Here is a 26,144-nt window from a genome sequence, read left to right as displayed (position 1 = left end):
TTATGTATTGCGTGCCTCACTGGTGAACCCAGTTCCCGTGGGGCCCGGGCCGCACGGAGCTGCACCGGCTCGGCCACCTCCCCGACTCGCCGCGAAGGATGTTGCACCCAGCATGAGTTCACCGGCCACGGACCGCACGAGCGCGGTGCGCACGGACCAGGATGACACCACCCGCTCGCGGGTGCTCTCGCTGGTGCTCGCCCACGGGCCCATCTCCGCCGCGCAGATCGCCAAGGACCTCGGCCTCACGCCCGCCGCCGTCCGGCGTCACCTGGACGCCCTGGAGTCCGAGCAGTTCGTGGAGGTTTCCATGGTGCGCAGCACCGCCTCTGGAGCCGGCCGGCCGGCGCGTCGCTACGTGGTGGCACCGGGCGGGCACGAGCAGCTGGCGCAGGACTACCGGGGGCTTGCCAGCCGTGCGCTGGCCACCATGGCCCGGGTGGGTGGTGAGGATCTCGTGCACGGGTTCGTGACCGAGGAGGTCGAGCGCTGGCGTGAACGCTACCGCCCCAGCGTGGAGGCCGCGGGTCCGGACGTGGAGGACCGCCTCAACGCGCTGACCGCCGCCATGAGCCACGACGGCTTCGTGGCGTCCCACACCACGGTCACCCCCCGTGGTCCCAAGGGCGTGACTCTACGCTCCGCCCAGCTGTGCCAGGGCCACTGCCCCATCCAGGACATCGCGAACGAGTACCCCGAGTTCTGCGAGCAGGAGACCGCCATGATCGCCGAGTTGCTGGACGTCGACGTCCGCAGGCTCTCCACCATGGCCGCGGGCGCCCACGTCTGCACCACACACGTCCCGCTGCAGCTGCGTGCTGCGGGCACCAAAAACTCCACCAACCACACAACCGCACGACAGGGAGGGTTGTCATGACCGAGCGCATCGAACCCGCGGACACCGCGGGCACCATGACAGGCGACACCACGATTTCCGAGATCCTGGAGATGAACCCAGAGCTCGAGGGGATCGGCCAGTACCAGTACGGCTGGGCCGACAAGAACGACGCCGGCGCCTCGGCGCGCCGAGGCGTGAACGAGGAAGTGGTCCGTGACATCTCGGCCAAGAAGAGCGAGCCGGACTGGATGACGCAGCTGCGTCTGAAGGGCCTGAAGTTCTTCGACCGCAAGCCCATGCCCACGTGGGGCGCGGACCTGTCGGGCATCGACTTCGACAACATCAAGTACTTCGTGCGCTCCACGGAGCAGCAGGCGGGCTCCTGGGAGGAGCTGCCCGAGGACATCCGCAACACGTACGAGAAGCTTGGCATCCCCGAGGCGGAGCGCAACCGCCTGGTGGCCGGCGTGGCCGCGCAGTACGAGTCCGAGGTGGTCTACCACCAGATCCGCGAGGACCTCGAGGCCCAGGGCGTGATCTTCATGGACACGGACACCGCCCTGAAGGAGCACCCCGAGTTCTTCGAGGAGTACTTCGGCACCGTGATCCCCGTGGGCGACAACAAGTTCGCCGCGCTGAACACGGCCGTGTGGTCCGGTGGCTCGTTCGTGTACGTCCCCAAGGGCGTGCACGTGGACATCCCGCTGCAGGCGTACTTCCGCATCAACACCGAGAACATGGGCCAGTTCGAGCGCACGCTGATCATCGCGGACGAGGACTCCTACGTCCACTACATCGAGGGCTGCACCGCGCCGATCTACAAGACGGACTCGCTGCACTCCGCCGTGGTGGAGATCATCTGCAAGAAGAACGCCCGGGTGCGCTACACGACCATCCAGAACTGGTCCAACAACGTGTACAACCTGGTGACCAAGCGCGCCATCGCCCACGAGGGCGCCACCATGGAGTGGGTGGACGGCAACATCGGCTCCAAGGTCACCCAGAAGTACCCCGCGGTCTACATGACCGGCGAGCACGCACGCGGTGAGACCCTGTCTATCGCCTTCGCGGGCGAGGGCCAGCACCAGGACACCGGTTCCAAGATGGTGCACATCGCCCCGAACACGTCCTCGTCGATCGTGTCGAAGTCGGTGGCCCGCAACGGCGGCCGCTCCGCCTACCGTGGCCTCGTGCAGGTGCGCGAGGGCGCCACGCACTCCAAGTCCAACGTGGTGTGCGACGCCCTGCTGGTGGACACGATCTCCCGCTCGGACACGTACCCCTACGTGGACATCCGTGAGGACGACGTCACCATGGGCCATGAGGCCACTGTTTCCCGCGTGTCCGAGGAGCAGCTGTTCTACCTCATGCAGCGCGGCATGCCCGAGGAGGAGGCCATGGCCATGATCGTGCGCGGCTTCGTGGAGCCGATCGCGCGTGAGCTGCCCATGGAGTACGCGCTCGAGCTCAACCGTCTCATCGAACTGCAAATGGAAGGATCCGTTGGCTGATATGTCCACCACTGATCAGACCGCCCGTGCCGCACAGGACGCCGACGAGCAGGTGAACGGAGTGCCCACCGGCGAGGACCGCGTCGCCATCCCGGGCATGAGCCAGGAGGGCGAGACCCTGCAGGAGGGCCGCAACCAGGCCGGTGAGCCCGAGATCCGCCACACCCAGCACGGGGACATCTCCGGCGTGCCGGACTCCTCCCGCGCGGGCCGCACCACGTCCTACGACGTGGCCGACTTCCCGCCGCTGAGCAGCAAGCTCGAGGACTGGCGCTTCACGCCCATCAAGCGGCTCCGCGGGCTCGACGACGCCGCCCTGCAGGGCCCCGCGCCCGCCGTCTCCGTCTCGGGGGACGACGCCGTGCAGATCACCTCCGTGGGCCGCGACGACTCCCGCGTGGGCTCGGCCGGCATCCCGGAGGACCGGGTCTCCGCGAACGCGTGGTCCTCGTTCCGCGAGGCCACCGTGATCTCGGTCCCGCGCGACGCCCAGGTGGCGGAGCCCGTGATCGTGACGCTCACCGGTGAGTCCGAGGAACCCGCGGCCCAGCACATCGTGGTGGACGCCGGGGCGAACTCCAAGGCGCTCGTGGTGCTGCGCCACGTGGGCACCGCCGTGCTGGCCCAGAACATCGAGTTCTCGGTGGCGGACGGCGCCAACCTCACCGTGGTCTCGCTGCAGGAGTGGACGGACGACTCCGTGCACGCGTCCTCACAGCAGGCCAAGCTGGACCGCGATGCCACGTTCAAGCACGTGCTCGTGAGCCTGGGCGGTGACCTGGTGCGCGTCACCCCGTCCACCCGCTTCACCGCTCCCGGCGGCGACGTGGAGATGTACGGCCTCACGTTCGTGGACGACGGCCAGCACCTGGAGTCCCGGCTGTTCGTGGACCACTCCGTGCCGCGCTGCCGGTCGCGCGTGAACTACAAGTCCGCGCTGCAGGGCGAGAACGCCCACGGCGTGTGGGTGGGCGACGTCCTGATCCGCGCCGAGGCCGAGGGCACGGACACCTACGAGCTCAACCGCAACCTGATCCTCAACGACGGCCCGCGCATGGACTCCGTGCCGAACCTGGAGATCGAGACCGGCCTGATCGCCGGTGCAGGTCACGCCTCCACCACGGGGCAGCTGGACGACGAGCACCTCTACTACCTGATGTCCCGCGGCATCCCGGAGGACCAGGCACGCCGCCTGGTGGTCCGCGGATTCCTCTTCGAGATCATCCAGCAGGTGGGCGTGGAAGCCCTCGAGGAGCAGCTGCGCGCGTCCCTGGAGGACGAGCTCGCCCGCACCGAGAACTGAGACCCTGGCCCAGCGCCGTCGTCAGACCCGAGAATTCCGCACCGCGCCCGAGAGCGGGCCGGTGCCCACGAGACCCAAGGAGAAACACCGCATGTCAACTCTGGAGATCAAGGACCTCCACGCGTCCGTCATCCTGGACGACGAGAGCACCAAGCCCATCCTCAAGGGCGTGAACCTGACCATCAACTCCGGTGAGGTGCACGCGATCATGGGCCCCAACGGCTCGGGCAAGTCCACGCTGGCGTCCACGATCGCCGGCCACCCCAAGTACCAGGTGGACTCCGGCTCCGTGACCCTGGACGGGCAGGACGTGCTGGAGATGTCCGTGGACGAGCGCGCCCGCGCCGGTCTCTTCCTGGCCATGCAGTACCCGGTGGAGATCCCCGGCGTGACCACCTCCAACTTCCTGCGCTCCGCGAAGACCGCGATCGACGGCGAGGCACCCTCCCTGCGCACGTGGACCAAGGACGTCCGCACCGCCATGGACAAGCTGAAGATCGACAACGACATGCTCATGCGCAACGTCAACGAGGGCTTCTCCGGCGGCGAGAAGAAGCGCCACGAGATCCTGCAGCTGGAGATCCTCAAGCCGAAGATCGCCCTGCTGGACGAGACGGACTCCGGCCTGGACGTGGACGCGCTGAAGATCGTGTCCGAGGGTGTGAACCGCGCGCTGTCCGAGGACAACACGGGCATCATGCTGATCACGCACTACACGCGCATCCTGCGCTACATCAAGCCGCAGTTCGTGCACGTGTTCTCCGACGGCCGCGTGGTGGACCAGGGCGGTCCGGAGCTCGCGGAGCAGCTGGAGAACGAGGGCTACGACCGCTACGTCCAGGCCGCTGCCAAGTAGGCACCGGCGCACCACTTCCTGAGGAGGTCGCCATGAGCGAATCCACCGGCACCGCCGCGGCGGAGACCACCGGGCCCAACGGCCAGGCCTCGGTCGAGGAGATCACGGACCTGCTGAAGAACGTGATCGACCCCGAGCTGGGCGTGAACATCGTGGACCTGGGCCTGCTCTACGGCCTGGAGTACCAGGACGACGCCTCCCTGCGCCTGGACATGACGCTCACCACGGCGGCGTGCCCGCTGCAGGACGTCATTGAGGAGCAGGTCTCCCAGAACCTCTCGCCCGCCGTGGACGAGTGGCACGTGAACTGGATCTGGATGCCCCCGTGGGGTCCGGAGCGGATCACGGAGGACGGCCGGGACCAGATGAGGGCCCTGGGCTTCAACATCTGATCCCACCGGGTCCGCCACGCGCGGGCCACGGTGGCCGCCGTTCTGGACACGGGGCACGGGAAGGGCACGATCCACAGGGATCGTGCCCTTCGTGCCGTTCGCCGAGGGGACAGACGCCCCCTGCAGACGCCGGAGCGTGCGGCGGCGTCCGTGCGCACCGGACGTGACGGCACGCGGGCCGACCGTGGGGGCGGACGCGGTGGCCCTGCGGAACCTGGTCTGGGTGCCCTGGTAGTTTCGAGCGAGAATCCGCGACCGGGAGGACCCCATGGAACGCCATCTGCCGCAACTGTCCGAACTCACACCGCTCATGAAGTTCGGCTCCTTCAATCCGGACCGGCGCGCCGCGAGGCTCGCGAAGGCCACGGACGTGGAGGCACTGCGGCGGATCGCGCGGCGTCGTACGCCCCGCCCGGCCTTCGACTACGTGGATGGCGCTGCCGGGCAGGAGATCACCCACCGGCGCAACCGGGAGGCGTTCGAGTCCGTGGAGCTGCTGCCGCGGATCCTGCACGGCACGGACACCGCAGACCTGAGCACGGAGATCGCCGGTGTCCGCAGCGCCCTGCCGTTCGGGATCGCCCCCACGGGATTCACCCGCTTCATGCACTCGGAGGGTGAGATCGGGGGAGTCCGCGCCGCCCAGCGTGCCGGCATCCCATTCTCCCTGTCCACCATGGGCACCCGCTCCATCGAGGAGGTCCGGGACGCCGCTCCGGATGCGCAGCGGTGGTTCCAGCTCTACCTCTGGCGTGAGCACGATGCGTCCCTGGACCTGCTGCGGCGCGCCAAGGCCGCGGGCATGACCACGCTGCTGGTCACGGTGGACACGCCCGTGCCCGGTCAGCGGCTGCGGGACACCCGCAACGGCATGACCATCCCGCCCAGGATCACGCCGAAGACCGTTCTGGACGCCTCCTACCGCCCGGAGTGGTGGTTCAACTTCCTGACCACGGACTCGCTGAAGTTCGCCTCGCTCTCGGACACCTCTGGCGCCCTGGCGGAGCTGATCTCCACGATGTTCGACCCCGGACTGAACCTGGAGCACCTCGCGTGGATCCGGGAGAACTGGGACGGGCAGCTGTTCGTCAAGGGCATCCTCACGCGGGAGGATGCCCGGCGCGCCCTGAGCGTGGGCGCGGACGGGCTGGTGGTCTCCAACCACGGCGGGCGCCAGCTGGACCGCGCACCGGTCTCCCTCACCGCGCTGCCGGAGATCCGCGACGAGGTGGGCCCGGACGTTCCCCTGATCCTGGACTCCGGGGTGATGTCCGGCGCGGACGTGGTGACGGCCCTGTGCGCGGGCGCGGACTTCGTGCTGATCGGCCGCGCGTACCTCTACGGCCTCATGGCCGGGGGAGAGCAGGGGGTCTCACGGGTCATCGAGCTGCTCGAGGAGCAGATCCGCACCACCTTGCTGCTCATGGGCGCCCAATTGGTGGCGGAGCTGGGCCCGCACGCCATGCGGGCCCCGTGGCTGCCGCGCGCGGAGGATGCGCGACGCCACTGACTGCCGCGGGCGTCAGGCCAGGGCGCCCGGGTGGTCCAGGTCCTCGGCGGAGAACGTGCTGCACGCGCGGATGTCGCCGGTCTGGTAGCCGCTCAGGAACCAGGCCTGGCGCTGGGCGGACGTCCCGTGCGTGAAGGACTCCGGGTTGGCCCGCCCCTGGGCGGCCTCCTGGATCCTGTCGTCGCCGATCGCGCCGGCCGCCTCGATCGCGTCCGAGAGCTGGGCGCGCGTGATGGGCTGCAGCTGCACGGCTCCGCCCGGCTCCACGGCGTGGTGGGCCCACAGTCCGCCGTAGCAGTCCGCCTGCAGCTCGGTCCGCACGGCCGCGGACGTCGCACCGTGGGGATCGCGCTGGGCGCGCCCCAGGGTGCCCTGCAGGTTCTGCACGTGGTGGCCCACCTCGTGGGCCATCACGTACTCCTGGGCCAGGGCGTCCGCGTCCGCACCGAAGTCCGTGCGCAGCTGCTCGAAGAACCCGGTGTCCAGGTACACGGTCTGGTCCGGCGGGCAGTAGAACGGACCCGTGGCGGAGGACGCCTGCCCGCAGGACGTGCCCGCCGAGCCCGCGAAGAGCATGACCTCGGGCAGCACGTACCGCTCACCCGTGGCCTGCGGGTAGTACTCGCCCCAGAACTGGTCCAGGGACTGCACGGTGGCCACCATGCGGCACTGGGGGTCGGAGTTCGCGTCCGCTCCGGTGCGGCAGCGGTCCTCCAGCCCGGAGTCGACCTGCTGCGTCCCTGTGGTCTGCGCCTGGGTGCCGCCCGTCACGGCGTCGATCCCGTCCTGGCCGAAGAACAGTCCCGCGAGCAGCAGCAGGACGACGCCGCCCAGCCCGCCTCCCACGGCGACGCCGCGTCCGCCACCACCGCCGGTGCGGACCCGTCCGGCGTCCAGCTGTGAGTTGTCGTTGAAGCTCATGAGCGCATCATAGGACCACGCTGACGCTCGGGGGTCCCCGGGAGCCCCGGTGTCACTCGTGTCTGCGCGTCACTCCAGTCCGCGCGCCACGAGGGCCTCGCCCGTGCGGTGGGCGTAGTCCACGGTGGCGATCACCGCCGGGGTGACCAGCTGAACGGGGTGGGGACGCACGGTGCGCGCCGCGGCGGCGTCGTGCAGGGTGGAGATGACGCCGAAGAGCCAGGGGACGGAGCGGATCATGAGGGAGACCGCCAGCCCGATGCGCTCGGGGTCGATGCCCACGCGGCGCAGGGGGGAGCACAGCCGGACGAGCCCGTCGATGAGCCGGGGCAGCTCCGTGGTGGTCAGCAGCAGGCGGGTCAGGGTCACGACCGCCAGCAGGGACAGCACCACGTCCGCTGCCCGGGCGGGACCGGTGGCCAGCACGTGGTAGACGGTCAGCAGCAGCACCAGGAACCACAGGGGGCGCAGCGAGGCCGCCCAGCGGCGCACACCCAGACCGGTCGTGGCGGAGATCAGCGCGGTGAGGGCCAGCGCGGTCAGCGACACCGGCCACGAGCGCAGCAGCATCACGGTGAGGCACGATCCCAGCACCAGCACGGCCTTGAGCCCCAGCGGACAGCGGTGCAGCCACGAGGTGCCGGGAACGTAGGTGCCCAGCAGGTCGTCGGGGCGGGCGGCGGTGCGGCTCACCGGGCGCGGTCCACGTGCGGCACGGTGCCTCGGCCGGAACAGGGGCTCACGCGGCTTCCCCCGGGAACCCCGTCTCGCACCACGCGCGGTAGCGGGGGATGACCTCCTCCGGCGGGCCCTGCGCGATGATGCCCGCACCGTGGACCACCGCCACGTGCTGGGCGGTGGCCGCCAGCTCCAGGTCGTGCGTGCTGATGAGCTGCTGCTGGGGCAGTCCGTCCAGCAGTTCCCGCAGCCGCAGCCGGTTGCGAAGGTCCAGCAGGGTGGTGGGCTCGTCCAGGACCAGCACGCGGGGGTCCACGGCGAGCACCGCAGCCAGGGCCACGAGCTGGCGCTCACCGCCCGAGAGGTCGAACACCGAGTGGTGCGCGCGGTCCGACAGGCCCATGCGCCGCAGCCACTGCACAGCGTGCTCCGTGCGCTCGGTACGGTCGCGCACGCGGCGGCGCAGGGACAGTTCGATGTCCTCCACGGGGGTGGGCATGAGGATCTGGGAGGCGGGGTCCGTGAAGACGAACCCCACCCGGGACCGGGCGTCCTTGGGAGAGGTCACAGGGTCCACGCCGTGGGTGCGCACCGCGCCCGAGGACGGTGTCACCAGGGCGTTGAACAGGCGCAGCAGGGTGGACTTGCCGGACCCGTTGAGCCCGATCACGGCGGTGCGCCGCGCGGTGAACTCGCACGAGACCCGGTCCAGGACGGTCACCGGTCCGCGGGGACCGTCCACCGTGACGGTCACGTCCGCGCAGGACAGGGACTGGCGCTGCGCGGAGCGTGGCTCACCGTCCACTCAGAGAACCGCCCCGGCCATGCGGGGGAACGCGCGGTGCACGGCCACAGCGATCAGCGCGGCCACGACGACCTTGAGCACGTCACCGGGGACGTACGCGAGGTCCGCCACCACGGCGGCCTGCAGCGCGAGCCCACCGTTGACCATCATGCCCACGATGCCCATCACGTGGGAGAGCACCAGGCCCGCGAGACCGGCGAGGAACAGCTTCAGGCCGAGGGCGCTGCGGCGGTCGGGGTCCACGGCGGAGGATCCCTCGCGGCGGGTCACGCGTTCCACGCGCACGAAGTAGTGCGACATCCAGCCCACGAGGCCGGCCACGAACGGGAAGGACAGCAGGTAGCCCGCGGACGGGCCGGCCAGCACAGCGGGGCCGCCCGTGAACCCGGCGAACACCGGGACGCCCAGCAGACCGACCACCACGTACAGGGCGAGGGCCAGGAAGCCGCGCCAGCCGCCCAGGACCATGCCGGTGAGGAACACCGCGAGCGTCTGCAACGTGATGGGCACTCCCAGAGGACCCACGGGGATCGCGGGGACCAGGGCGAGCACGCACGTCAGCGCGGCGAACACGGCGATGTTTGCGAGGTCGAAGGAGGTCACGGTGCGGGGGGCGCGGGCGGCTTCTGTCATGGGCTGCAGTCTAGTTGCTGGTCCCGGGGGAACGGCCCAGGCCACGATTTGCGCGAGCGGATAGACTGGTGCGGTTCCCCGCTCCCACGGGGCGACCGCATGCCCGGAGCTCTTCCGGGCCCCGCACCGTCCGCCCACGCCACCTCGCGTGCGCGCGCGGCACCGTCCCACGAAAGGCCTTGCTCCGTTGATCACCGTGACCGACCTCGAACTGCGCGCCGGAGCGCGTCTGCTCATGGACGAGGTGAACTTCCGCGTGGACAAGGGCGACAAGGTGGGTCTGGTGGGCCGCAACGGCGCCGGGAAGACCACCATGACCAAGGTGCTGGCCGGGCTCACCCTGCCCGCCGCGGGTGAGGTCACACGCTCGGGTTCCATCGGCTACCTGCCGCAGGACCCCAAGGTGGACGACATGGACCAGCTGGCGCGGGACCGCATCCTCTCCGCGCGCAACCTCGCCGGGGTGATCACCAAGCTGCGGCGCACCGAGGAGGAGATGGCCTCGGAGGACGACGCCGTCCGGGCCAAGGCCATGCGCCGCTACGACCGCCTGGAGTCCGAGTTCCTGGCCGGCGGCGGCTACGCGGCGGAGTCCGAGGCCGCCACCATCACCAACAACCTCAACCTCCCGCCGCGCGTGCTGGAGCAGCCGCTGCACACGCTCTCGGGTGGTCAGCGCCGGCGCGTGGAGCTCGCGCGGATCCTGTTCGCGGACGCGGACACCATGCTCCTGGACGAGCCCACCAACCACCTGGACCACGACTCCGTGGTGTGGCTGCGCGAGTTCCTGCGCTCCTACCAGGGCGGGCTGCTCATGATCTCCCACGACGTGGAGCTCATGGAGATGGTGGTCAACAAGGTGCTGTACCTGGACGCCAACCGCTGCGTGGTGGACGTCTACAACATGACCTGGAAGAACTACCTGCAGCAGCGCGAGCAGGACCAGGCCCGCCGCAAGCGCGAGCGCGCGAACGCGGAGAAAAAGGCCGGGGTGCTCATGGACCAGGCCAACAAGATGCGCGCCAAGGCCACCAAGGCCTCCGCCGCCCAGCAGATGATCCGCCGCGCGGAGCGCCTCATGGCGGGCATCGAGGGCGAGCGGGTGCAGGACAAGGTCGCGGCCATCCGCTTCCCGAAGCCCGCGGACTGCGGCAAGACCCCGCTCACCGCGCAGGGGCTGTCCAAGTCCTACGGCTCGCTGGAGATCTTCACGGACGTGGACCTCGCGATCGACCGGGGCTCCCGCGTGGTGGTGCTCGGGCTCAACGGTGCGGGCAAGACCACTCTGCTGCGGATGCTCGCGGGCCAGGCCGAGCCGGACACCGGTGAGGTGGTCGCGGGCCACGGGCTCAAGCTCGGCTACTTCGCCCAGGAGCACGACACCCTGGACACGGACCGTACGGTGCTGGAGAACATGAAGTCCGCCGCGCCCGATCTCGCGGACACCCAGGTGCGCACCATCCTGGGCTCGTTCCTGTTCCAGGGCGACGACGTGGACAAGCCCGCCGGGGTGCTCTCCGGCGGCGAGAAGACGCGACTGGCGCTGGCAACCCTCGTGGCGTCGTCGGCGAACGTGCTGCTGCTGGACGAGCCCACCAACAATCTGGACCCGGCTTCGCGCCACGAGATCCTCAACGCGCTGCGGACGTACGAGGGCGCCGTGGTGCTCGTCTCACACGACGAGGGCGCCGTGGAGGCGCTCGAGCCCGAGCGCGTGGTCATGCTCCCGGACGGCGTGGAGGACCTGTGGAGCCAGGAGTACCAGGACCTCATCAGCCTGGCCTGAGCGCCGTCCTGCGCGCGGCCGACGCCGCTGCAGAGCCGGGCAGGTGCCCGTCATCACCGCGCTGCGCATTTACCCGGGCGGTGCGGGTGGGCGATTCGGGGCCGACCCAGACCTGAGACCCAGTTTGCCGCGCGCAGGGCCGTTGCGTGCCGTCACGGCACGGCTGCGGCGGGTGTCAGTCCTCGAAGAGGATGACCTGGCGCACGGCACGGCCGTCCGCGAGCCGGTCGAAGCTCTCGTTGATCGCGGACAGTGCCACCCGCTCGGAGATCAGCTCCTCGATGGGCAGCTTGCCCTCCCGCCACAGCTGCAGGTACACGGGGATGTCCCGGGCGGGCACGGCGGAGCCCAGGTAGGAGCCCACGATCGTGCGGGCCTCCGCCGTGAGCCCGAGCGGGGCAATGGTGGAGCGGGCGTCGGGGGAGGGCAGGCCCACCGTCACGGTGATTCCCCCGGGTGCCGTGGCGGCCACCGCGGTCTCGAACGCGCGCGGGTGCCCTGCGGCCTCGATGACCACCTCGGCCCGCACGCCGTTCTCCGCGAGCTCGTCCGGGGAGTGCACGGCCGTGGCGCCCAGTTCGGTGGCCCTCGCGAGCTTCTCCGGGTTGGCGTCCACGCCGATCACGGGACCCTTCTCCACCGACAGCGCGGTGAGCAGCGCGGCCATGCCCACGCCTCCCAGGCCCACGACCATGACGGTGTCCCCGTCCGAGGGGCGCCCCGCGTTGAGCACGGCCCCGCCGCCGGTGAGCACGGCGCAGCCCACCACGGCGGCGATCTCGGCGGGTACGTCCGCCCCCACGGGGACGACCGACTGGCGGCTCACCACGGCGTGGGACGAGAAGCCGGAGACCCCCACGTGGTGGTGCACGTCCTGCCCGTCCCGGTGCAGCCGCAGGGCCGAGCCGGGCAGCAGCCCGGCGCTGTTGGTCTCGGTGCCCGGGGTGCACGGCAGCTTGCCGTCCGTGGCGCAGTTCTCGCACTGCTCGCAGCGCGGCAGGAACACGGTGGTCACCTGGTCGCCGGGGGACACGTCCGTGACGCCCTCGCCCACCTGTTCCACGATGCCCGAGGCCTCGTGGCCCAGCACCATGGGCATGGGGCGGGGCCGGTTGCCGTCCACCACGGAGAGGTCCGAGTGGCACACGCCTGCCGCACGGATCCGCACGAGCAGCTCGCCCGGCCCGGGGCCGTCCAGCTCCAGCTCCTGCACGGACAGTGGACGGGACTCGGCGTACGGACGGGACAGCCCGATCTCGTCCAGCACAGCGGCGGTGATCTTCACGGCAACTCCTTTGCGGGTGTGGTGGGCACGGGGCGGACGACGCCGCCCGCTCGCCTCACCGGCGGTTCTGCGCCTCGAGCGCGTCCAGCAGGGCGTCCTCCTCGTCCTCCGCGGTGGGGACGGACGAGGCGCGCGTGCGCTTGGGTCGGTAGAGCGACTTCAGGTGGGCGGGCATGTCGTCCGCCATCTGCAGCTGGCGGATCACCAGGGACTCGTCAACGTCCCCGATGTAGTTGCCCTCGGCGTCGTAGTAGCGGGCCAGCTGCCGCTCGACCTCCGCCGCGTAGGCGCGGTCCCACTCCTCGTTCTTCACGTGCTGGCGCGCCGAGTAGCCGTAGGCCACGAACACCAGGACGGCGAAGGCGTACCACTGCATGGAGTAGGACAGGTGCGGTCCGTAGTCCACCTCGGGGCGCTCCGCGGCCTGGGGGGTGTTCGCGGCGGGGGGCTCCTCGGAGAGGAGCTCTCCGTAACCCTCCGTGGCCACGTCCCCGCCCCACTGGGTGCCGAGCACCGGGAGGTCGATGGACGCGGACTGGCCCTCGGGCGCCCCGCGGTCCACGGTGCCCTCGGAGGGCCGCAGCCGGACCGTGACGCTCACCGTGCCGCCGGGCGGCGGGGGCACGGCGGAGGGCATGCCGTTCGCGGAGTTGTCGGTGGGGATCCAGCCACGGTCCACCGCCACCACCGTGCCCTCGGCGGTGCGGAACGGGACCACCACGTCGTAGCCCACCCGGCCGTCGTGGGGGCGGTTGCGGATCAGCACGGTGTCCTCGGGCACGTAGCTGCCCTCCAGGGTCACGGGGTGCCACGTCTTCGACTCGTCGTAGTCCGCAAACAGCGGGGTGCCCTGCGCGGCGTCGTACGGCGCGGCGTCGTAGTTCTCGGTGATCCTGGTGTTCTCCGCCACGAGGTGGTCGTTGCGGGACATCTGCCACTGCGCCAGGTAGAGGCACACCACGGCGGCCACGCACGTGAGCGCGAACCACCCGATCCAGGCGGGGGAGGTCAGGAAGGAGTACTTGCGCATCAGTCCAGCCGCTCCGCCCCCGCGGGGCCGACGCCGCCCGCGCCCTCGGTGGGTTCCGGGGCGGTCTCGCGGGGGACCTCGTCTGGCACGGAGGCCTGCGCGCCGGGCTCGACGCCGCCGGTCGGCTGCTGCTCGAACGGCTCCACGTCCTTGAGGAAGCCGCGCTGGCCCAGGAAGTCCGCGAGGTGCTCCCGGTGCTCGTCGCACGCGAGCCAGGTCTTGCGGCGCTCGGGGGTGTGCACCCGGGGGTTGTTCCACACCAGGCTCCAGCGTGCGGCGGCACGGCAGCCGCGACGGGAGCACACCGCGTGAGGTGTGCTGTCCGCGGGGCCGGACGCGGCGGCGTCGTGCCCCGTGGAGCCAGGGGCCAGCGAGCCGAGCAGATCGAAGTCCACGGTGAGATGTTCCTCCGGGTTTCCTGTGGTGGGCAGGGCGCACTCCACCCTAGTTGCGCCGCGTGGCCGAGGGGTCGGGGCCCGGCAGCTGCCGGGGTGCGTGGTGCACCGTGTACTCGCCGTCCACCACCACGTCCCCGGCCTCGGGGGAGACGTCCCGCGTCTCGGCCACGGTCGGCAGCTCCGTGCGCGTGGGGGGCCGGTACGCGGAGCCGGTGCGCTGCGACCGGTCTGCCCCGCGGTTCGCGAGCATCACCGCGAGCCACGGCAGCACCGCGGCCCCCAGGATCAGCAGGACGCGCACGGTGAGGTTGTCGATCAGGAAGACCCCGATGATGCAGGCCACGCGCAGGGCCATCTGCACGCCGTAGACCTTCATGCGGTGCGACATGTCCGTGGTGTGCGCGTCCGCCGCCGAGGTGATCGAGTGGACCTCGGTGGAGCCGTGCGTGGGGTGCTGGGAACGTGTGATGGGAACCGGTCCTTCGGCGGATGTCCTGGGGGATGTCCCCGGGGGTCACGCTTCCACCTCTGACTGGGAGCGTGCTGACCATTGTGGCACCGTTGCGGTACGGTCCCAAGTGGGGGGAGCCCACCAGGTCAGGGGACGGTTAGGATGCTGTGACGTCCTGATCCCCCCTGGATGCGGTGACCCGGCCGCGTCCTCCCTCCACGGAAGGTTCCACCATGTCTGAGAAGCCCTCAACCGCGCGCACCGTGCTCGTCACGGGAGGCAACCGCGGCATCGGACGCGCCATCGCGGAGGCCTTCGTGGCGGCCGGGGACAACGTGGTCATCACCTCCCGCTCCGGCGGTGACGGGCCGGAGGGCGCCTACACGGTGGCCGCGGACGTGACGGACTCCGCCTCCGTGGACGCGGCCTTCAAGGAGGTCGAGGCCAAATTCGGACCCGTGGAGGTGCTCGTGGCGAACGCCGGCATCACCAAGGACAACCTGCTGGTGCGCATGAAGGAAGCCGACTTCCAGGACGTCATCGACACCAACCTCACCGGGGCCTTCCGCGTGGTGCAGCGCGCCACCAAGGGCTTCATGCGCCTGAAGAGGGGCCGCGTGGTCTTCATCTCCTCCGTGGTGGGGTACACCGGGGCTCCCGGGCAGACCAACTACGCGGCGTCCAAGGCCGGGCTCGTCGGCATGGCCCGGGCCATCACCCGGGAGCTCAGCTCCCGCGGGGTCACGGCCAACGTGGTGGCTCCCGGGTACATCCACACCGCCATGACGGACGAGCTCTCCGACGAAGTAACGGAGAACTACCTCTCGATGATCCCCGCCGGCCGCTTCGGAGAGGTGGAGGAGGTGGCCAAGGCCGTGACATTCCTGGCCTCGGACGACGCCCGCTACATCTCCGGCGCTATCATCCCCGTAGACGGCGGGCTCGGAGTGGGTCACTGATCCACCGCACCGGGCCCCACGAATCCACCCCGCTAAGGAGTCACAGCATGAGCTCAGTCGCCGGCAAGACCATCATCATCACCGGGTCGTCGCGAGGGGTGGGCGCGGACACGGCCAAGATCCTCGCGTCCCAGGGCGCCAACGTGGTGATCAACTACCGCCAGAAGGCTCCGCGCGCCACCAAGGTGGTCAAGGAGATCACCGAGGCGGGCGGCCGCGCGATCGCCGTGCAGGCGGACATCACGGACCCCGAGTCCCGCGGCGGGCTCTTCCGCGCGGCGCAGGACGAGTTCGGCGGCGTGGACGTGCTGATCCTCAACGCCTCCGGCGGCATGGAGACGGAGCTCGGCGAGGGCTACGCGCTGAAGCTCAACCGGGACGCCCAGAACGACACCCTCACCGAGGCGCTGGAGCTGCTGCCCCGGGGCGGTCGTGTGGTGTTCGTGACGAGCCACCAGGCCCACTTCATCAACGAGGTGGAGACCATGCCGGAGTACGAGGCCGTGGCGAAGTCCAAGCGGGCCGGCGAGGACACTCTCACCGCGCGCGTCCCGGAGATGGCCGAGAAGGGCGTGAGCTTCGTGGTGGTCTCCGCGGACATGATCGAGGGCACCGTCACCGCCACCCTGCTCAACCGCGCCCGCCCGGGTGCCCTGGACGAGCGTCGAGCGGCTGCGGGCAAGCTCTACACCGTCAACGAGTTCGCGCAGGAGATCGCGAAGATGGTCACCGCGGACGTGGAGTCCGGGCACGTTGAGCTCGTGGGCGGGGCCGAGGACTTCCTGGCCCAGGCCGGGAAGTGACCCGCACCGCAGCACTCGTCGGCTGAGCTCTGCGGACCACGACGCCGCACGCGCACCCCGCGTGCGGCGTCGTCCCGTTTCCGGGCGGGCCCGGTTCGAACGGCCCCGCGAACTGTGGTAGGTTTTCTGTCGTTGCCGAGGGCCACGGAGGTTCTGTTCGCAGGATCTCACCGGCCCAGACACCTGCGCGGGTGGCGGAATAGGCAGACGCGCTAGCTTGAGGTGCTAGTCCTCGTATTAGAGGGTGGGGGTTCAAGTCCCCCCTCGCGCACAGAGAAGAACCCCGTTCGACCACTGGTCGAACGGGGTTCTTTCGCTGGGTGCTCCTCTGCAGGCCGGTGCCCGGACTCAGAGCCCGTTCGCGGTGGCTCCGTGGGCCGCCTGCTCGGGGGTGAAGCCCTCGAAGACGAGCTGGTCGATCAGCGCGGAGCGCGAGAAGCCGGACATGTCCAGGTACTGCTTGCCCTTCTTGGCCGCCTGCGCCATGTAGTCCGGGTTGGTGGTGTCCACGCCGTAGGCGGCCTGCTCGGTGGTGAAGCCCTCGAACTCGAGCTGTTCGATCAGTCCGCTCCGGGAGAACGCAGACGTCCGGAGGTAGTCCTTGGCCTTCTTGGCGGCCTGCTCGTTGTAGTTGGTGGCCAGGCTGTCCACCGCGGCTGTGGCCTCCTGGGTGGTGAAGCCCTCGTACTCCAGCTGCTCGATCAGACCGCTCCGGGAGAAAGCCATGAACGCGAGGTAGTCGGAGGCCTTCCGGGTGGCGCTGTCCTGCGACACGCCGCCCTTGGCCGTGGCGCCGCTCGTGCCGGACGCCGCTTCGTCACTGCTCTGGGAGCCCGAACCGGTCGTGTCCTTGGCAGGGCTCGGTGTGGGCATTTCCGGGGCGGGAGTCTCCGCTTCCGCCATGTACGAGGTGCTCTCCTCGGCCGGCGTCTGGCCCGCGTCCGTGGGCTGGGGCGCTTCGAAGGACGGCGCTCTGACCGTCTCGGTGGACGAGCTGGACGCGGGGGAGCTCTCCTTCGGAGCCGGCTCCGCAGAGGTCGTGGTGGATCCACACCCGGACAGCAGTGCGAGCGCCACGGCGCCACCGGTGAGCAGGAGAACGGGGGAGGGTCGCTGAGCCATGGCTGGCCTTTCGAGAAGGGATGTGCCGAGAGGGCACATCGAATGCATGAGCATGTATTTGCTTTCATACATAGTGACACCCGGGCGCCCCGGTGGATGCCCCCACTACGGCCCACACGGCCCGTCCCGCGGCTGGAGCCTCACGCACCCGGACAGGGCCCGGCCGTACCCGTAGCATGAGGGGCAGTGACCCGCGGCACGCAGCGCCGCCGCGTCGTCGTCAGGGCCGGAGCGCAGTGCGCGGACGGTCGTCCGTGCGTCGAGACCCCAGGTGAGACATGCCGAGCAGCCCCCAGCCGTCCCCCGATCCGAACAGCAGCAGGACGGGCGAACCACCGTCCGCACCGCAGGACTCGACCGTGCGGGTGAGTGGTGACGGCCCGCAAAACGCGAACCAGGACCCTGCCGCCAGCGCGGCGGAGCGCGCCGCTCCGGATCGCGGCATCGGCCACCCACGCGGTGGCACCGGCGTACCGGGATGGCTGCGCTGGCTGATCCCCGTGGTGCTCGTGCTCGTGTGGCTGGGCGTGATGGGCGTGGGCGGCCCCACGTTCGGGAAGCTCTCGGACGTGACCTCCAACTCGCAGGCGGACTTCCTGCCCGTGGACTCGCAGGCCACACAGGTGCAGGACCGGCTGGGGGAGTTCCGCGACTCGGACGGCATCCCCGCCATCGTGGTCATGGAGTCGCAGGGTGAGATCACCCAGGCGCAGCTGGGGGAGATCGGGGCGGCCACCCAGGACCTCGCGGGCGTGCCGGACGTCCTGGAGGTCTCTCCGCCCATCCCGTCCGAGGACGGGCGCGCGGTGGAGGTGGTCGTGCTCGTGGATGCCGAGGCGGAGACGGGCGACGTGGTCGCCGAGCTGCGCGACGAGCTGGCGCAGGACACCCCGGAGGGACTCACCGTGGCCGTGACCGGCCCGGCGGGCCTCGTGGCAGACCTGTCCGAGGCGTTCTCCGGCATCGACGGGCTGCTGCTGGGGGTGGCGCTGCTCGCAGTGCTGGTGATCCTGGTGATCGTCTACCGCTCACCGCTGCTCCCGTTCCTGGTGCTGCTCACGAGCGTGGCCGCGCTGTGCGGCGCGATCCTCGCGGTCTACTTCCTGGCGGAGCGCGGGGTCATCGCCCTGAGCGGGCAGACGCAGGGCATCATGTCGATCATCGTGATCGGCGCGGCCACCGACTACGGACTGCTCTACACCGCCCGGTTCCGCGAGGCGCTGCACACCACGCCGTCCCGCTGGACCGCCACGCGGATCGCGTGGAAGGGCACCGTCCCCGCGGTGCTGGCCTCCGGGACCACCGTGATCGCCGGCCTGCTGTGCCTGCTGTTCTCGGAGCTCACCTCCAACCGCGGGGTGGGACCCGCCACCGCCATCGGCGTGGTGTTCGCGATCCTCGCCGGGCTGACCCTGCTGCCGGCGCTGCTGGCGATCTTCGGCCGCGTGGCCCTGTGGCCCAGGATGCCGCGCGTGGACGAGCACCCCGAGGCCCACGAGCAGGCCATGGACCCCTACACCCACAAGGGCCTGTGGCCCGCCGTGGCCCGGCTGGTGGACCGGAAGTCGCGCGCGGTGTGGATCGTGTGCACCGTGCTGCTCGGTGTGGCTGCGCTGGGCGCCACCCAGCTGGACGCGGGCGGTGTGCCGGAGTCCGAGTTCGTGCTGGGGGAGTCCGAGGCCCGGGACGGCACCGCCGTCCTGGAGCAGCACTTCCCGGGCGGTTCCGGGGACCCGGTGTACGTCATCGCTCCGCAGTCCGAGGCCGACGAGGTGGCCCAGCACCTCGCGGGGGACGACGACGTCGCCTCGGTGGCCTTCGCAGCGAACGAGTCTCCGAGCGGAACGCTTCCGTACCCCGCTCCGCAGGGCGGTCCGTTCGCGGGGGTGGAACCCACCGTGAGCCAGGGGGACGTGCTGATCCAGGCCACGCTGACCTCTGCCTCGGACTCCGAGGAGGCCCAGGCCGCGGTGCAGCGGCTGCGGGGTGAGCTCGCCGAGATCACCCCGCAGGCCGCCGTGGGCGGAACCACCGCGGTCCAGGTGGACACCATCGCGGCCTCGGAACGGGACCGCGCGGTGATCATCCCGATCATCCTGGTGGTCATCCTGCTGATCCTCATGGTCCTGCTGCGCAGCGTGCTGATGCCGGTGCTGCTGATCGCCACCACGGTGCTGTCCTTCCTGGCGGCACTGGGGATCTCCACGCTGGTGTTCGAGCTGCTGGACCTCAACCAGGCGGACCCCACGGTGCCGCTGTTCGGGTTCGTGTTCCTGGTGGCGCTGGGGATCGACTACAACATCTTCCTCATGAGCCGCGTGCGCGAGGAGGTGGTGACCGCGGGGCACCGCGCGGGTGTGCTGGCCGGGCTCACCACCACCGGAGGGGTCATCACCTCGGCGGGCATCGTGCTCGCCGCCACGTTCGCCGCCCTGGCGGTGCTGCCCATCCTGTTCCTGGTGCAGCTCGCGGTCATCGTGACGGTGGGGGTGCTGCTGGACACCGTGGTGGTGCGCTCCCTGCTGGTGCCCGCCCTGGTGCTGGACATCGGGCCCCGGTCCTGGTGGCCCTCCCGCGTGGGAACCCCCGGCCGGCACCGGGCCGTGGAGGGGCACGAGGCCTAGGCGGCGCTCCCGCGGTCTTTGTGCGCCCCGCCGGGTGGCCGATACACTGCGGCCATGCCCCAGAACTGTGCCGTCGTCGCCCTTGCCGTGTCCCCGGACGATGAAGCCACGCAGGCCGTGGCGGACCTCCTGCAGCGCGCGGGAGTGACCGTGGACTCGCCCACCTGGGTGCGTGTCACCGGCACCGCGTCCGACGACCAGGCCGCGGACGTGGAGGGGTACAACGCCCTGACCATCCCGGTGGAGACCGAGGACCCGGCCGCCCTGCGGCGTGCCCTGCAGCCGGACCCCCGGCGCCAGAGCGTCCCCGGGGTGGACCTCAACGTGGTGGAGGCCCGGTGGACGGACCAGTCCCGCCGCAAGCTCGTGGTCCTGGACGTGGACTCCACGCTGATCCGCCAGGAGGTCATCGAGCTGCTGGCCGCCCACGCCGGGCGTGAGGCGGAGGTCGCGGAGATCACCGAACGCGCGATGCGCGGGGAGATCGACTTCGAGCAGTCCCTGCGGGAACGGGTGGTCGTCCTGGCGGGCCTGTCCGCCGAGGTGGTCGACGACGTCGCCGACGCCGTGCGGCTGTCCCCGGGCGCGCAGGCGCTCGTGCGCACGCTGCTGCGGGAGGGCCACGCTGTGGCCGCCGTGTCCGGAGGCTTCCGGCAGGTGCTCGCCCCGCTGGCCTCCTCCCTGGAGCTGACGCGCTGGGCCGCGAACGGGCTCGAGGTGGAGGACGGGCGGCTGACGGGTCGCGTCGGCGGCCCGGTCGTGGACCGCGCCGCCAAGGCGGAGATCGTGGCGCAGTGGGCCCGTGATCTCGAGATCGCACCCGAGGACGTCCTGGTGGTGGGCGACGGAGCCAACGACGTGGACATGGCCCGTGCGGCCGGGCTGTCCGTGGCCTACCGCGCCAAGCCGGCCCTGCAGGACGTGGCGGACACGCAGATCAACATCCCCAACCTGGACGCCCTGCGCTTCTTCCTGGACCTGTGACCCGCGCGTCCTGTCCGGTGGTCCCGCGCCGGTGCGCCGGTCTGGGGACGCGCCCGTCACGGGCACTAGAGTGGCCGTCATGAGCTCAGTTCTTGAAGTGGCGGACGTCTCGGTGGTCCGCGGTGCGAAGACCCTGCTGGATTCCGTGAACTGGACCGTGCAGGACGGCGAGCGCTGGGTCATCCTGGGCCCCAACGGGGCGGGCAAGTCCACGCTGCTGTCGATCGCCGCGGCCCGGCTGCACCCCACCACCGGCATGGTGGACATCCTGGACGAGATCCTGGGCGCGGTGGACGTGTTCGAGCTGCGTCCGCGCATCGGCCTGAGCTCCGCCCCGCTGGCCGGCCAGATCCCGCACGCCGAGACCGTGGGGGACGTCATCCTCACCGCGGCCTACGGGGTCACCGGGCGCTGGCGCGAGGAGTACGACGACGCCGACGTCCAGCGCGCCGAGGAGCTGCTCGCCACGTGGGGACTCACGGAGCTGCGGGACCGCAGCTACGGCACCCTCTCCGAGGGTGAGCGCAAGCGCGTGCTGATCGCCCGGGCGCTGATGACGGACCCGGAGCTGCTGCTGCTGGACGAGCCCGCCGCCGGGCTGGACGTGGGCGGGCGCGAGAAGCTCGTGCAGCGCCTGGACGAGCTCGCCCGGGACGAGTCCGCGCCGGCCATGGTCATGGTGACCCACCACCTCGAGGAGGTCCCGGACGGGTTCACGCACGCGCTGCTGCTGCGCGAGGGCCGGGTGGTGGCCGCGGGCCCCGTGGGCCACGTGATGACCCAGAAGAACCTGTCCGAGACGTTCGACATGCCGCTCAAACTGGTCAAGGTGGGCGACCGGTACGCGGCGTTCGCCCGCTGAGCCGCTCGTGATCGCACTGTCAGCCGCGTCCGTGCCGGCCGAGGTCTTCGGCGCCGGGGGAACCGTGGGCTTCGAGTGGTGGCAGGTCCTGCTCATCCTCGTGGCCGGTCTGTGGGCCGGGACGATCAACACGATCGTGGGCTCCGGAACCCTCGTGACGTTCCCGGTGCTCGTGACCATGGGGGTTCCCCCGGTCACGGCGTCCATGTCCAACGCCATGGGCCTGATCGCGGGCAACCTCACCGGGGCGTGGAGCTACCGCAGCGAGCTGCGCGGGCTGAAACGCACCCTGCTCAAGCTCCTGCCGTGCTCGGTGGCGGGCGGTGTGATCGGCGCGGCGCTGCTGCTGCACCTGCCCGAAGAGGTCTTCGAGGTGGTCGCCCCGGTCCTGATCGTGGTGGCCCTGCTGTTCGTGGTGTTCCAGCCGCGGCTGCAGGCGGTGGTGCGCGCCCGCAAGGAGCGCCAGGCGAGCACGTCGGGCACCGCTCAGGGCGCCCCGGGGAACGACGGCGCTGGCCCCGCCGAGGGGGGCACGGCGACATTGTCCGCCCAGCCCTACGGCGCCGTCCCCGCCCAGGCGGGCACGGCGGCGTCGTCCGCGCAGGTGGACGGCTCCCGGCAGCCCGCGATCCTGTACGTGCTGGTGTTCCTGGCGGGGATCTACGGCGGGTACTTCGTGGCCGCTCAGGGAGTGCTGCTCGTGGGCATCCTGGGCGTGTTCCTGCTCGCGCCGCTGCAGTCCGCGAACGCCGTGAAGAACGCGCTCGTGGCGGCGGTGAACATCGTGGCCGCGATCTCCTACGTGCTGCTCGCGTTCGACCGCATCAACTGGTGGGTCGTGCTGTTCATCGCGGTCAGCTCCACCGTGGGCTCGTGGCTGGGTGCCAAGATCGGCAAGCGGCTCTCCCCGGTGGCGCTGCGCACCGTGATCGTGGTGCTGGGGCTCGTGGCCCTGGCGAGCATGGTGTCCAACCTGATTTGACCCGCGCCCCCACCTGGGCGCGCGCGACCGCACCCTGAACCCGCCGCGCCGGGCCGGCCCGTCCCAGGACCTCCCGGATCCCATGCACAGCCCAGGTGCGCGCACGGCACGCACCGGAACGAATCCCGACCTCGACACCCCAGGAAGACCCGTGACCTCACCCGCGCCCCTGTCCGAACGCCTCGTCGAGCTGAGCGACCCCGCCGATCCCCGCGTGGCCGACTACACGAGCCTCACGGACGTGTCCCTGCGCCGCAAGCTCGAACCCGAGCGCGGGTTGTACCTCGCGGAGTCCTCCAAGGTGCTGCGCCGCGCCCTGGACGCCGGTCACCGGCCGCGGTCCTTCTTCATGGCGGAGAAGTGGGTGGACGGGCTCCGCGACGTGCTGGAGTCCCACGACGTGCCCGTGTACGTGGGCACGGACGAGGTGCTCGAGCAGATCACCGGCTTCCACCTGCACCGCGGGGCGATGGCCGCGATGCACCGGCCGGCACCGCTGCCCCTGGAATCCGTACTGGCCTCCGCGCGGCGCGTGGCCATCCTTGAGGACATCGTGGACCACACGAACGTGGGGGCGATCTTCCGCTCGGCCGCGGCCCTGGACGTCGACGCCGTGCTGGTCACCCCGCGCTGCGCCGACCCGCTCTACCGGCGTGCGGTGCGGGTCTCCATGGGCACGGTGTTCCAGGTCCCGTGGGTGCGCCTGGAGCACTGGACCGCGGACCTGCAGCGGGTCAAGGACGCCGGGTTCCTCACCGCGGCGCTGGCCCTGAGCGACGACGCCGTCACGGTGGACGCCCTGGCCGCCGAGCAGCCGGAGAAGCTGGCGCTGGTCCTGGGCACCGAGGGCCAGGGCCTGGGTGCTGCGACCCTGCACCACGCGGACCGCCACGTGGTCATTCCCATGAGCCACGGCGTGGACTCCCTCAACGTGGCGGCCGCGAGCGCGGTGGCGTTCTGGGAGACGCGGCCGCGCTGAGGTGACCGGCCTGCGAGCCGGTGCGAGCGGCGTCGTCGGCCGTGGACCTGCACGACCTCACCGAGGATGCGTCACAGCTGGGCCCCCGCAACGCGTGGGCCACACGTGCCCAGCCTTTTGGAGCGGCAGGCCGTTCCCGAGACGCCGACGGGCGGCTCCCCAGAGGGGAACCGCCCGTCGTTCGTGTCAGCGCAGCTGCGGCGAGGGGACCGTCAGCGCGTGGTCCACACTCCGCGCTGGGGGGTCCAGTGGGCGGTCACGCCGTTGGAGAAGCGCTGGTGGACCACCCCGTTGGACGTGTACTCGTCCGTGGCGGGCCAGCCCCAGCCGCGTTCGAGCCCGGCTCGCTTCCATGCCTTGCCGATGGCTCCGGTCTCCTTCACCGCGTGTGCGCCGGTGGCCTGGCTCCACAGCACCTTGGTCTGCGCGGAGCCCTTGCGGTGCACCTGGTAGGCGCCGCCGGAGACACGCATCTCGTCGGTGCTGGGGTAGCCGTAGCCGCGCTCCCGGCCGGCCGAGACGAACTTCTTGCCCACCAGGGTGGCGTTCTCCAGGATGTGGGCGCCCGTGGCCGAGCTCCAGTAGATGGTGGTCTTGCGGCCGTTCTTGGAGAACTCCTGGTAGCGACCGCCGTTGGCGGCGTCCGCCTCGCTCGAGACCGGGTTGCCCCACTTGGCGGCACCGCCCGTGGAGCGCCACTTGGCGCCGATGCCACCGGACGTGGTGTAGCCGCCGGCGGGAACGACCGCGCGCACGGCGGCGGCCGGGTTCAGGTTCAGGGATCCCATCCGGCCGCTCGCGGTGGACTTCAGGATCTGCTCCACGCGGGCGGGCGTGATCGAGGGATCGCGCTGCTTCATCAGGGCCACGGTGCCGGAGACCAGCGGGGTGGCCATGGAGGTGCCCATCATGTTGCCGTACGTGGCGCCCGCCGGGCCGCGGGTGCCCGAGTTGACCGTGGAGAGCATGGGGTACTGGCTGGTTCCGCCCGGTGCCAGCACGTCCACCACGGCGCCCGTGTTCGAGTAGCTGGCGGTGTTGCCGTTGTTGTCGGCGGCGCCCACCACGATCGTGTTGGCGCAGTTCGCCGGGGCGGTGCCGCCCGCGTTGATCGCGGAGTTGCCGGCGGCGGCCACCACCGGCACGCGCCGGTTCACGGCGGTGTTGATGGCGTTCTGCATGGTGGCACCGCACTGCCCGGGGTAGTTAAGGGACAGGTTGATGACCGTGGCGGGGTTCGGGTTGGCGGGCTCTCCGGCCACAGGGGCCCCGGCCGACCAGGCCACGGCATCGGCGATGTCCGAGACATACCCGTTGGTGCACTTGCCCAGGACACGCACCGGCTGGATCTTGGCTCCCGGTGCGGCGCCGGTGATTCCCGCGCCGTTGTTGGACTGCCCGGCGGCGAGGCCGGCCACGTGGGTGCCGTGCCAGGACGAGTTCCTCGCGGACGGCGAGCACTCACCCGCGCCGCTCCAGTCGCCCTCGTCCCTCGGGTTGGAGTCACGCTCGTTGCCGTCGCGCGAGAGGTAGGTGTCGCTCACGAAGTCGCGGCCGGGCACCACCTTCGCGTTGAGGTCGCCGTGGGAGGTGATGCCGGTGTCCAGCACCGCGATGGTCTGGCCGTTGCCGCGGGACATGTCCCACGCCTGGGTGAAGCTCACTCCGCCCTGCTGGGGCCACAGGCTCCACTGGAAGTTCGTGTACACGTCGTTGGGGACCCACGAGGTGGACGCCAGACGGTCGGCCTCCGCGTACTCCACGGCCGGGTCCGCCTCGATCTGCGCCACGAGCTCCTTCTGCTCGGCCTCGTCCAGCTCACGGTCCAGCTCCAGCACGTCCGCCTGGGCCACGGTGGTCTTGACCCGCTGGGTGACGTCCGGGGCCTTCGCGCCGTCCAGGGCCTCCTCGGAGGCGGCCTCCACGACCTTCTCCTTGCTGGCGTCGGGGGCCGCGGTGTCCTTGAACTTCACGATCACGCGGTCGGACTCGGTGGGGGGATCCGAGGGCACGGTCGTGGTGGGGGAGTCCGGCCCGCCGGCAGGCGCGGCGGGGGCCGCGCTGGCCGGCTGCGCGGTGAGCACCAGGGCGGCCGTGACCGCGAGCGGCAGGACGGTACGGCGCGCGGCGGCCCCGAGCACACCGAACGGCGACGGCGCGGCGTCGGCAACGTGCTTCGCGGCACGGGACGCGCCGGGACCGTGGGAGGTGACGGGGGGAATGCGGCGCTCAGGGCGCACGCGGGAGTGACGTGACGTCATGGGTGGGGGAAACCTTTCGGTGACCGCGGCACAGGATCAGGGGGGGTGTGCCGGGGCCTGGGGGGACAAGAGCCAGGCCCATCCTATGGGGAAGGTCACGAAATGGTGACGATTGGTCCGCGAGTGTCGTCATCTGCTGGACCGGGACGAGCGGCGGTCCGTACAGCACGA

General features: G+C 70.9%; 24 protein-coding genes and 1 tRNA gene. 15 read left to right on the top strand and 10 right to left on the bottom strand.

Features of this window, described 5'->3' with window-relative positions:
• Positions 1 to 112: 112 nt before the first annotated feature.
• The 6 genes from P8S73_RS01465 to P8S73_RS01440 all read left to right on the top strand — a co-directional run bounded on the left by P8S73_RS01465 (position 113) and on the right by P8S73_RS01440 (position 6,410).
• Positions 113 to 877, top strand: coding sequence for a metalloregulator ArsR/SmtB family transcription factor (locus P8S73_RS01465; RefSeq protein ID WP_019309177.1), 765 nt, complete (start codon positions 113 to 115; stop codon positions 875 to 877).
• Entirely contained in the window at positions 874 to 2,349 is a 1,476-nt protein-coding gene (sufB, locus tag P8S73_RS01460; RefSeq protein WP_039101192.1) for a Fe-S cluster assembly protein SufB, read from the top strand. The genes P8S73_RS01465 and sufB overlap by 4 nt, the downstream gene beginning before the upstream one ends.
• Before the next feature lies 1 nt (position 2,350).
• Positions 2,351 to 3,652, top strand: coding sequence for a Fe-S cluster assembly protein SufD (gene sufD / locus P8S73_RS01455; RefSeq protein ID WP_396350451.1), 1,302 nt, complete (start codon positions 2,351 to 2,353; stop codon positions 3,650 to 3,652).
• Between the two features lie 91 nt (positions 3,653 to 3,743).
• The gene (gene sufC / locus P8S73_RS01450; protein ID WP_019309180.1) at positions 3,744 to 4,508 is read left to right on the top strand and encodes a Fe-S cluster assembly ATPase SufC; all 765 of its coding nucleotides are present in this window, start codon (positions 3,744 to 3,746) and stop codon (positions 4,506 to 4,508) included.
• A 32-nt stretch (positions 4,509 to 4,540) separates the two neighbouring features.
• Positions 4,541 to 4,900 (top strand): metal-sulfur cluster assembly factor, encoded by a 360-nt coding sequence (locus P8S73_RS01445; RefSeq protein ID WP_019309181.1) that lies wholly within the window; start codon positions 4,541 to 4,543, stop codon positions 4,898 to 4,900.
• Between the two features lie 268 nt (positions 4,901 to 5,168).
• Positions 5,169 to 6,410 carry an alpha-hydroxy acid oxidase gene (locus tag P8S73_RS01440; RefSeq protein ID WP_396350450.1) on the top strand — a complete coding sequence of 414 codons (1,242 nt, stop codon included), beginning with the start codon at positions 5,169 to 5,171 and terminating at the stop codon, positions 6,408 to 6,410.
• A gap of 12 nt (positions 6,411 to 6,422) precedes the next feature.
• Here the strand turns inward: P8S73_RS01440 and P8S73_RS01435 are convergent, their stop codons facing one another.
• From P8S73_RS01435 to P8S73_RS01420, 4 genes are all read right to left on the bottom strand, one after another.
• Entirely contained in the window at positions 6,423 to 7,331 is a 909-nt protein-coding gene (locus tag P8S73_RS01435) for a neutral zinc metallopeptidase (protein WP_249493886.1), read from the bottom strand.
• Between the two features lie 69 nt (positions 7,332 to 7,400).
• Positions 7,401 to 8,024, bottom strand: coding sequence for an energy-coupling factor transporter transmembrane protein EcfT (locus tag P8S73_RS01430; protein WP_039101187.1), 624 nt, complete (start codon positions 8,022 to 8,024; stop codon positions 7,401 to 7,403).
• 46 nt (positions 8,025 to 8,070) lie between these two features.
• Positions 8,071 to 8,814: an energy-coupling factor ABC transporter ATP-binding protein gene (locus tag P8S73_RS01425; RefSeq protein WP_052239257.1), complete on the bottom strand. Its 744-nt coding sequence runs from the start codon at positions 8,812 to 8,814 to the stop codon at positions 8,071 to 8,073.
• The gene (locus tag P8S73_RS01420) at positions 8,815 to 9,447 is read right to left on the bottom strand and encodes a biotin transporter BioY (protein ID WP_047978244.1); all 633 of its coding nucleotides are present in this window, start codon (positions 9,445 to 9,447) and stop codon (positions 8,815 to 8,817) included.
• Between the two features lie 187 nt (positions 9,448 to 9,634).
• Here P8S73_RS01420 and P8S73_RS01415 point away from each other — a divergent pair, with 187 nt between their 5' ends.
• Positions 9,635 to 11,233 carry an ABC-F family ATP-binding cassette domain-containing protein gene (locus P8S73_RS01415; RefSeq protein WP_102613276.1) on the top strand — a complete coding sequence of 533 codons (1,599 nt, stop codon included), beginning with the start codon at positions 9,635 to 9,637 and terminating at the stop codon, positions 11,231 to 11,233.
• 175 nt (positions 11,234 to 11,408) lie between these two features.
• Here the strand turns inward: P8S73_RS01415 and P8S73_RS01410 are convergent, their stop codons facing one another.
• From P8S73_RS01410 to P8S73_RS01395, 4 genes are read right to left on the bottom strand one after another with little or no spacing between them, the layout of a single operon-like run.
• Positions 11,409 to 12,518, bottom strand: coding sequence for an alcohol dehydrogenase catalytic domain-containing protein (locus P8S73_RS01410; RefSeq protein ID WP_396350449.1), 1,110 nt, complete (start codon positions 12,516 to 12,518; stop codon positions 11,409 to 11,411).
• Positions 12,519 to 12,573: 55 nt separating this feature from the next.
• Positions 12,574 to 13,548, bottom strand: coding sequence for an SURF1 family protein (locus P8S73_RS01405; RefSeq protein ID WP_396350448.1), 975 nt, complete (start codon positions 13,546 to 13,548; stop codon positions 12,574 to 12,576).
• Entirely contained in the window at positions 13,548 to 13,943 is a 396-nt protein-coding gene (locus tag P8S73_RS01400; protein ID WP_396350447.1) for a hypothetical protein, read from the bottom strand. Before P8S73_RS01400 ends, P8S73_RS01405 begins: the two co-directional genes overlap by 1 nt.
• Positions 13,944 to 13,992: 49 nt before the next feature.
• Positions 13,993 to 14,334: a DUF3099 domain-containing protein gene (locus P8S73_RS01395; protein WP_235586625.1), complete on the bottom strand. Its 342-nt coding sequence runs from the start codon at positions 14,332 to 14,334 to the stop codon at positions 13,993 to 13,995.
• Between the two features lie 296 nt (positions 14,335 to 14,630).
• Between P8S73_RS01395 and P8S73_RS01390 the strand changes: the two genes are divergently transcribed.
• The 3 genes from P8S73_RS01390 to P8S73_RS01380 all read left to right on the top strand — a co-directional run bounded on the left by P8S73_RS01390 (position 14,631) and on the right by P8S73_RS01380 (position 16,430).
• Complete coding sequence (locus P8S73_RS01390; protein ID WP_070637833.1) at positions 14,631 to 15,356, top strand: beta-ketoacyl-ACP reductase; 726 nt, start codon at positions 14,631 to 14,633, stop codon at positions 15,354 to 15,356.
• Positions 15,357 to 15,403: 47 nt separating this feature from the next.
• Positions 15,404 to 16,159 (top strand): SDR family oxidoreductase, encoded by a 756-nt coding sequence (locus P8S73_RS01385; RefSeq protein WP_047978238.1) that lies wholly within the window; start codon positions 15,404 to 15,406, stop codon positions 16,157 to 16,159.
• A 185-nt stretch (positions 16,160 to 16,344) separates the two neighbouring features.
• Positions 16,345 to 16,430 (top strand) — tRNA-Leu (locus P8S73_RS01380).
• Between the two features lie 77 nt (positions 16,431 to 16,507).
• Here the strand turns inward: P8S73_RS01380 and P8S73_RS01375 are convergent.
• Positions 16,508 to 17,281, bottom strand: a complete 774-nt coding sequence (locus P8S73_RS01375) for an Ltp family lipoprotein (RefSeq protein WP_257744140.1) — start codon at positions 17,279 to 17,281, stop codon at positions 16,508 to 16,510.
• A gap of 278 nt (positions 17,282 to 17,559) precedes the next feature.
• Between P8S73_RS01375 and P8S73_RS01370 the strand changes: the two genes are divergently transcribed.
• From P8S73_RS01370 to P8S73_RS01350, 5 genes are all read left to right on the top strand, one after another.
• Positions 17,560 to 19,905 carry an MMPL family transporter gene (locus P8S73_RS01370; RefSeq protein WP_396350446.1) on the top strand — a complete coding sequence of 782 codons (2,346 nt, stop codon included), beginning with the start codon at positions 17,560 to 17,562 and terminating at the stop codon, positions 19,903 to 19,905.
• Positions 19,906 to 19,959: 54 nt separating this feature from the next.
• The gene (gene serB, locus P8S73_RS01365) at positions 19,960 to 20,889 is read left to right on the top strand and encodes a phosphoserine phosphatase SerB (RefSeq protein ID WP_019309196.1); all 930 of its coding nucleotides are present in this window, start codon (positions 19,960 to 19,962) and stop codon (positions 20,887 to 20,889) included.
• Positions 20,890 to 20,968: 79 nt separating this feature from the next.
• On the top strand, positions 20,969 to 21,751 hold the full coding sequence (locus tag P8S73_RS01360; RefSeq protein WP_019309197.1) for an ABC transporter ATP-binding protein: 783 nt from the start codon (positions 20,969 to 20,971) through the stop codon (positions 21,749 to 21,751).
• A 7-nt stretch (positions 21,752 to 21,758) separates the two neighbouring features.
• Complete coding sequence (locus P8S73_RS01355) at positions 21,759 to 22,733, top strand: sulfite exporter TauE/SafE family protein (protein ID WP_019309198.1); 975 nt, start codon at positions 21,759 to 21,761, stop codon at positions 22,731 to 22,733.
• 151 nt (positions 22,734 to 22,884) lie between these two features.
• Entirely contained in the window at positions 22,885 to 23,712 is an 828-nt protein-coding gene (locus P8S73_RS01350) for an RNA methyltransferase (RefSeq protein WP_019309199.1), read from the top strand.
• Positions 23,713 to 23,924: 212 nt separating this feature from the next.
• Here P8S73_RS01350 and P8S73_RS01345 read toward each other — a convergent pair whose 3' ends face one another.
• The gene (locus P8S73_RS01345; protein WP_019309200.1) at positions 23,925 to 25,973 is read right to left on the bottom strand and encodes a S8 family serine peptidase; all 2,049 of its coding nucleotides are present in this window, start codon (positions 25,971 to 25,973) and stop codon (positions 23,925 to 23,927) included.
• Between the last annotated feature and the right edge of the window lie 171 nt (positions 25,974 to 26,144).

It is taken from the genome of Kocuria sp. ChxB (assembly GCF_044359605.1).
Taxonomy (GTDB): Bacteria; Actinomycetota; Actinomycetes; order Actinomycetales; family Micrococcaceae; genus Kocuria; species Kocuria rhizophila.
This window is presented reverse-complemented; position numbering and strand designations above follow the sequence as displayed.

What these genes read in the sequence shown, in the direction of transcription:
- P8S73_RS01385 (WP_047978238.1), top strand. Translation starts at nt 15,404, where the DNA reads ATGAGCTCAGTCGCCGGCAAGACCATCATCATCACCGGGTCGTCGCGA.
- serB (WP_019309196.1), top strand. Translation starts at nt 19,960, where the DNA reads ATGCCCCAGAACTGTGCCGTCGTCGCCCTTGCCGTGTCCCCGGACGAT.
- P8S73_RS01375 (WP_257744140.1), bottom strand. Translation starts at nt 17,281, where the DNA reads ATGGCTCAGCGACCCTCCCCCGTTCTCCTGCTCACCGGTGGCGCCGTG.
- P8S73_RS01360 (WP_019309197.1), top strand. Translation starts at nt 20,969, where the DNA reads ATGAGCTCAGTTCTTGAAGTGGCGGACGTCTCGGTGGTCCGCGGTGCG.
- P8S73_RS01420 (WP_047978244.1), bottom strand. Translation starts at nt 9,447, where the DNA reads ATGACAGAAGCCGCCCGCGCCCCCCGCACCGTGACCTCCTTCGACCTC.
- P8S73_RS01370 (WP_396350446.1), top strand. Translation starts at nt 17,560, where the DNA reads ATGCCGAGCAGCCCCCAGCCGTCCCCCGATCCGAACAGCAGCAGGACG.
- P8S73_RS01405 (WP_396350448.1), bottom strand. Translation starts at nt 13,548, where the DNA reads ATGCGCAAGTACTCCTTCCTGACCTCCCCCGCCTGGATCGGGTGGTTC.
- sufC (WP_019309180.1), top strand. Translation starts at nt 3,744, where the DNA reads ATGTCAACTCTGGAGATCAAGGACCTCCACGCGTCCGTCATCCTGGAC.
- P8S73_RS01440 (WP_396350450.1), top strand. Translation starts at nt 5,169, where the DNA reads ATGGAACGCCATCTGCCGCAACTGTCCGAACTCACACCGCTCATGAAG.
- P8S73_RS01435 (WP_249493886.1), bottom strand. Translation starts at nt 7,331, where the DNA reads ATGAGCTTCAACGACAACTCACAGCTGGACGCCGGACGGGTCCGCACC.
- P8S73_RS01390 (WP_070637833.1), top strand. Translation starts at nt 14,631, where the DNA reads ATGTCTGAGAAGCCCTCAACCGCGCGCACCGTGCTCGTCACGGGAGGC.
- P8S73_RS01465 (WP_019309177.1), top strand. Translation starts at nt 113, where the DNA reads ATGAGTTCACCGGCCACGGACCGCACGAGCGCGGTGCGCACGGACCAG.
- sufB (WP_039101192.1), top strand. Translation starts at nt 874, where the DNA reads ATGACCGAGCGCATCGAACCCGCGGACACCGCGGGCACCATGACAGGC.
- sufD (WP_396350451.1), top strand. Translation starts at nt 2,351, where the DNA reads ATGTCCACCACTGATCAGACCGCCCGTGCCGCACAGGACGCCGACGAG.
- P8S73_RS01345 (WP_019309200.1), bottom strand. Translation starts at nt 25,973, where the DNA reads ATGACGTCACGTCACTCCCGCGTGCGCCCTGAGCGCCGCATTCCCCCC.
- P8S73_RS01395 (WP_235586625.1), bottom strand. Translation starts at nt 14,334, where the DNA reads ATGTCGCACCGCATGAAGGTCTACGGCGTGCAGATGGCCCTGCGCGTG.
- P8S73_RS01445 (WP_019309181.1), top strand. Translation starts at nt 4,541, where the DNA reads ATGAGCGAATCCACCGGCACCGCCGCGGCGGAGACCACCGGGCCCAAC.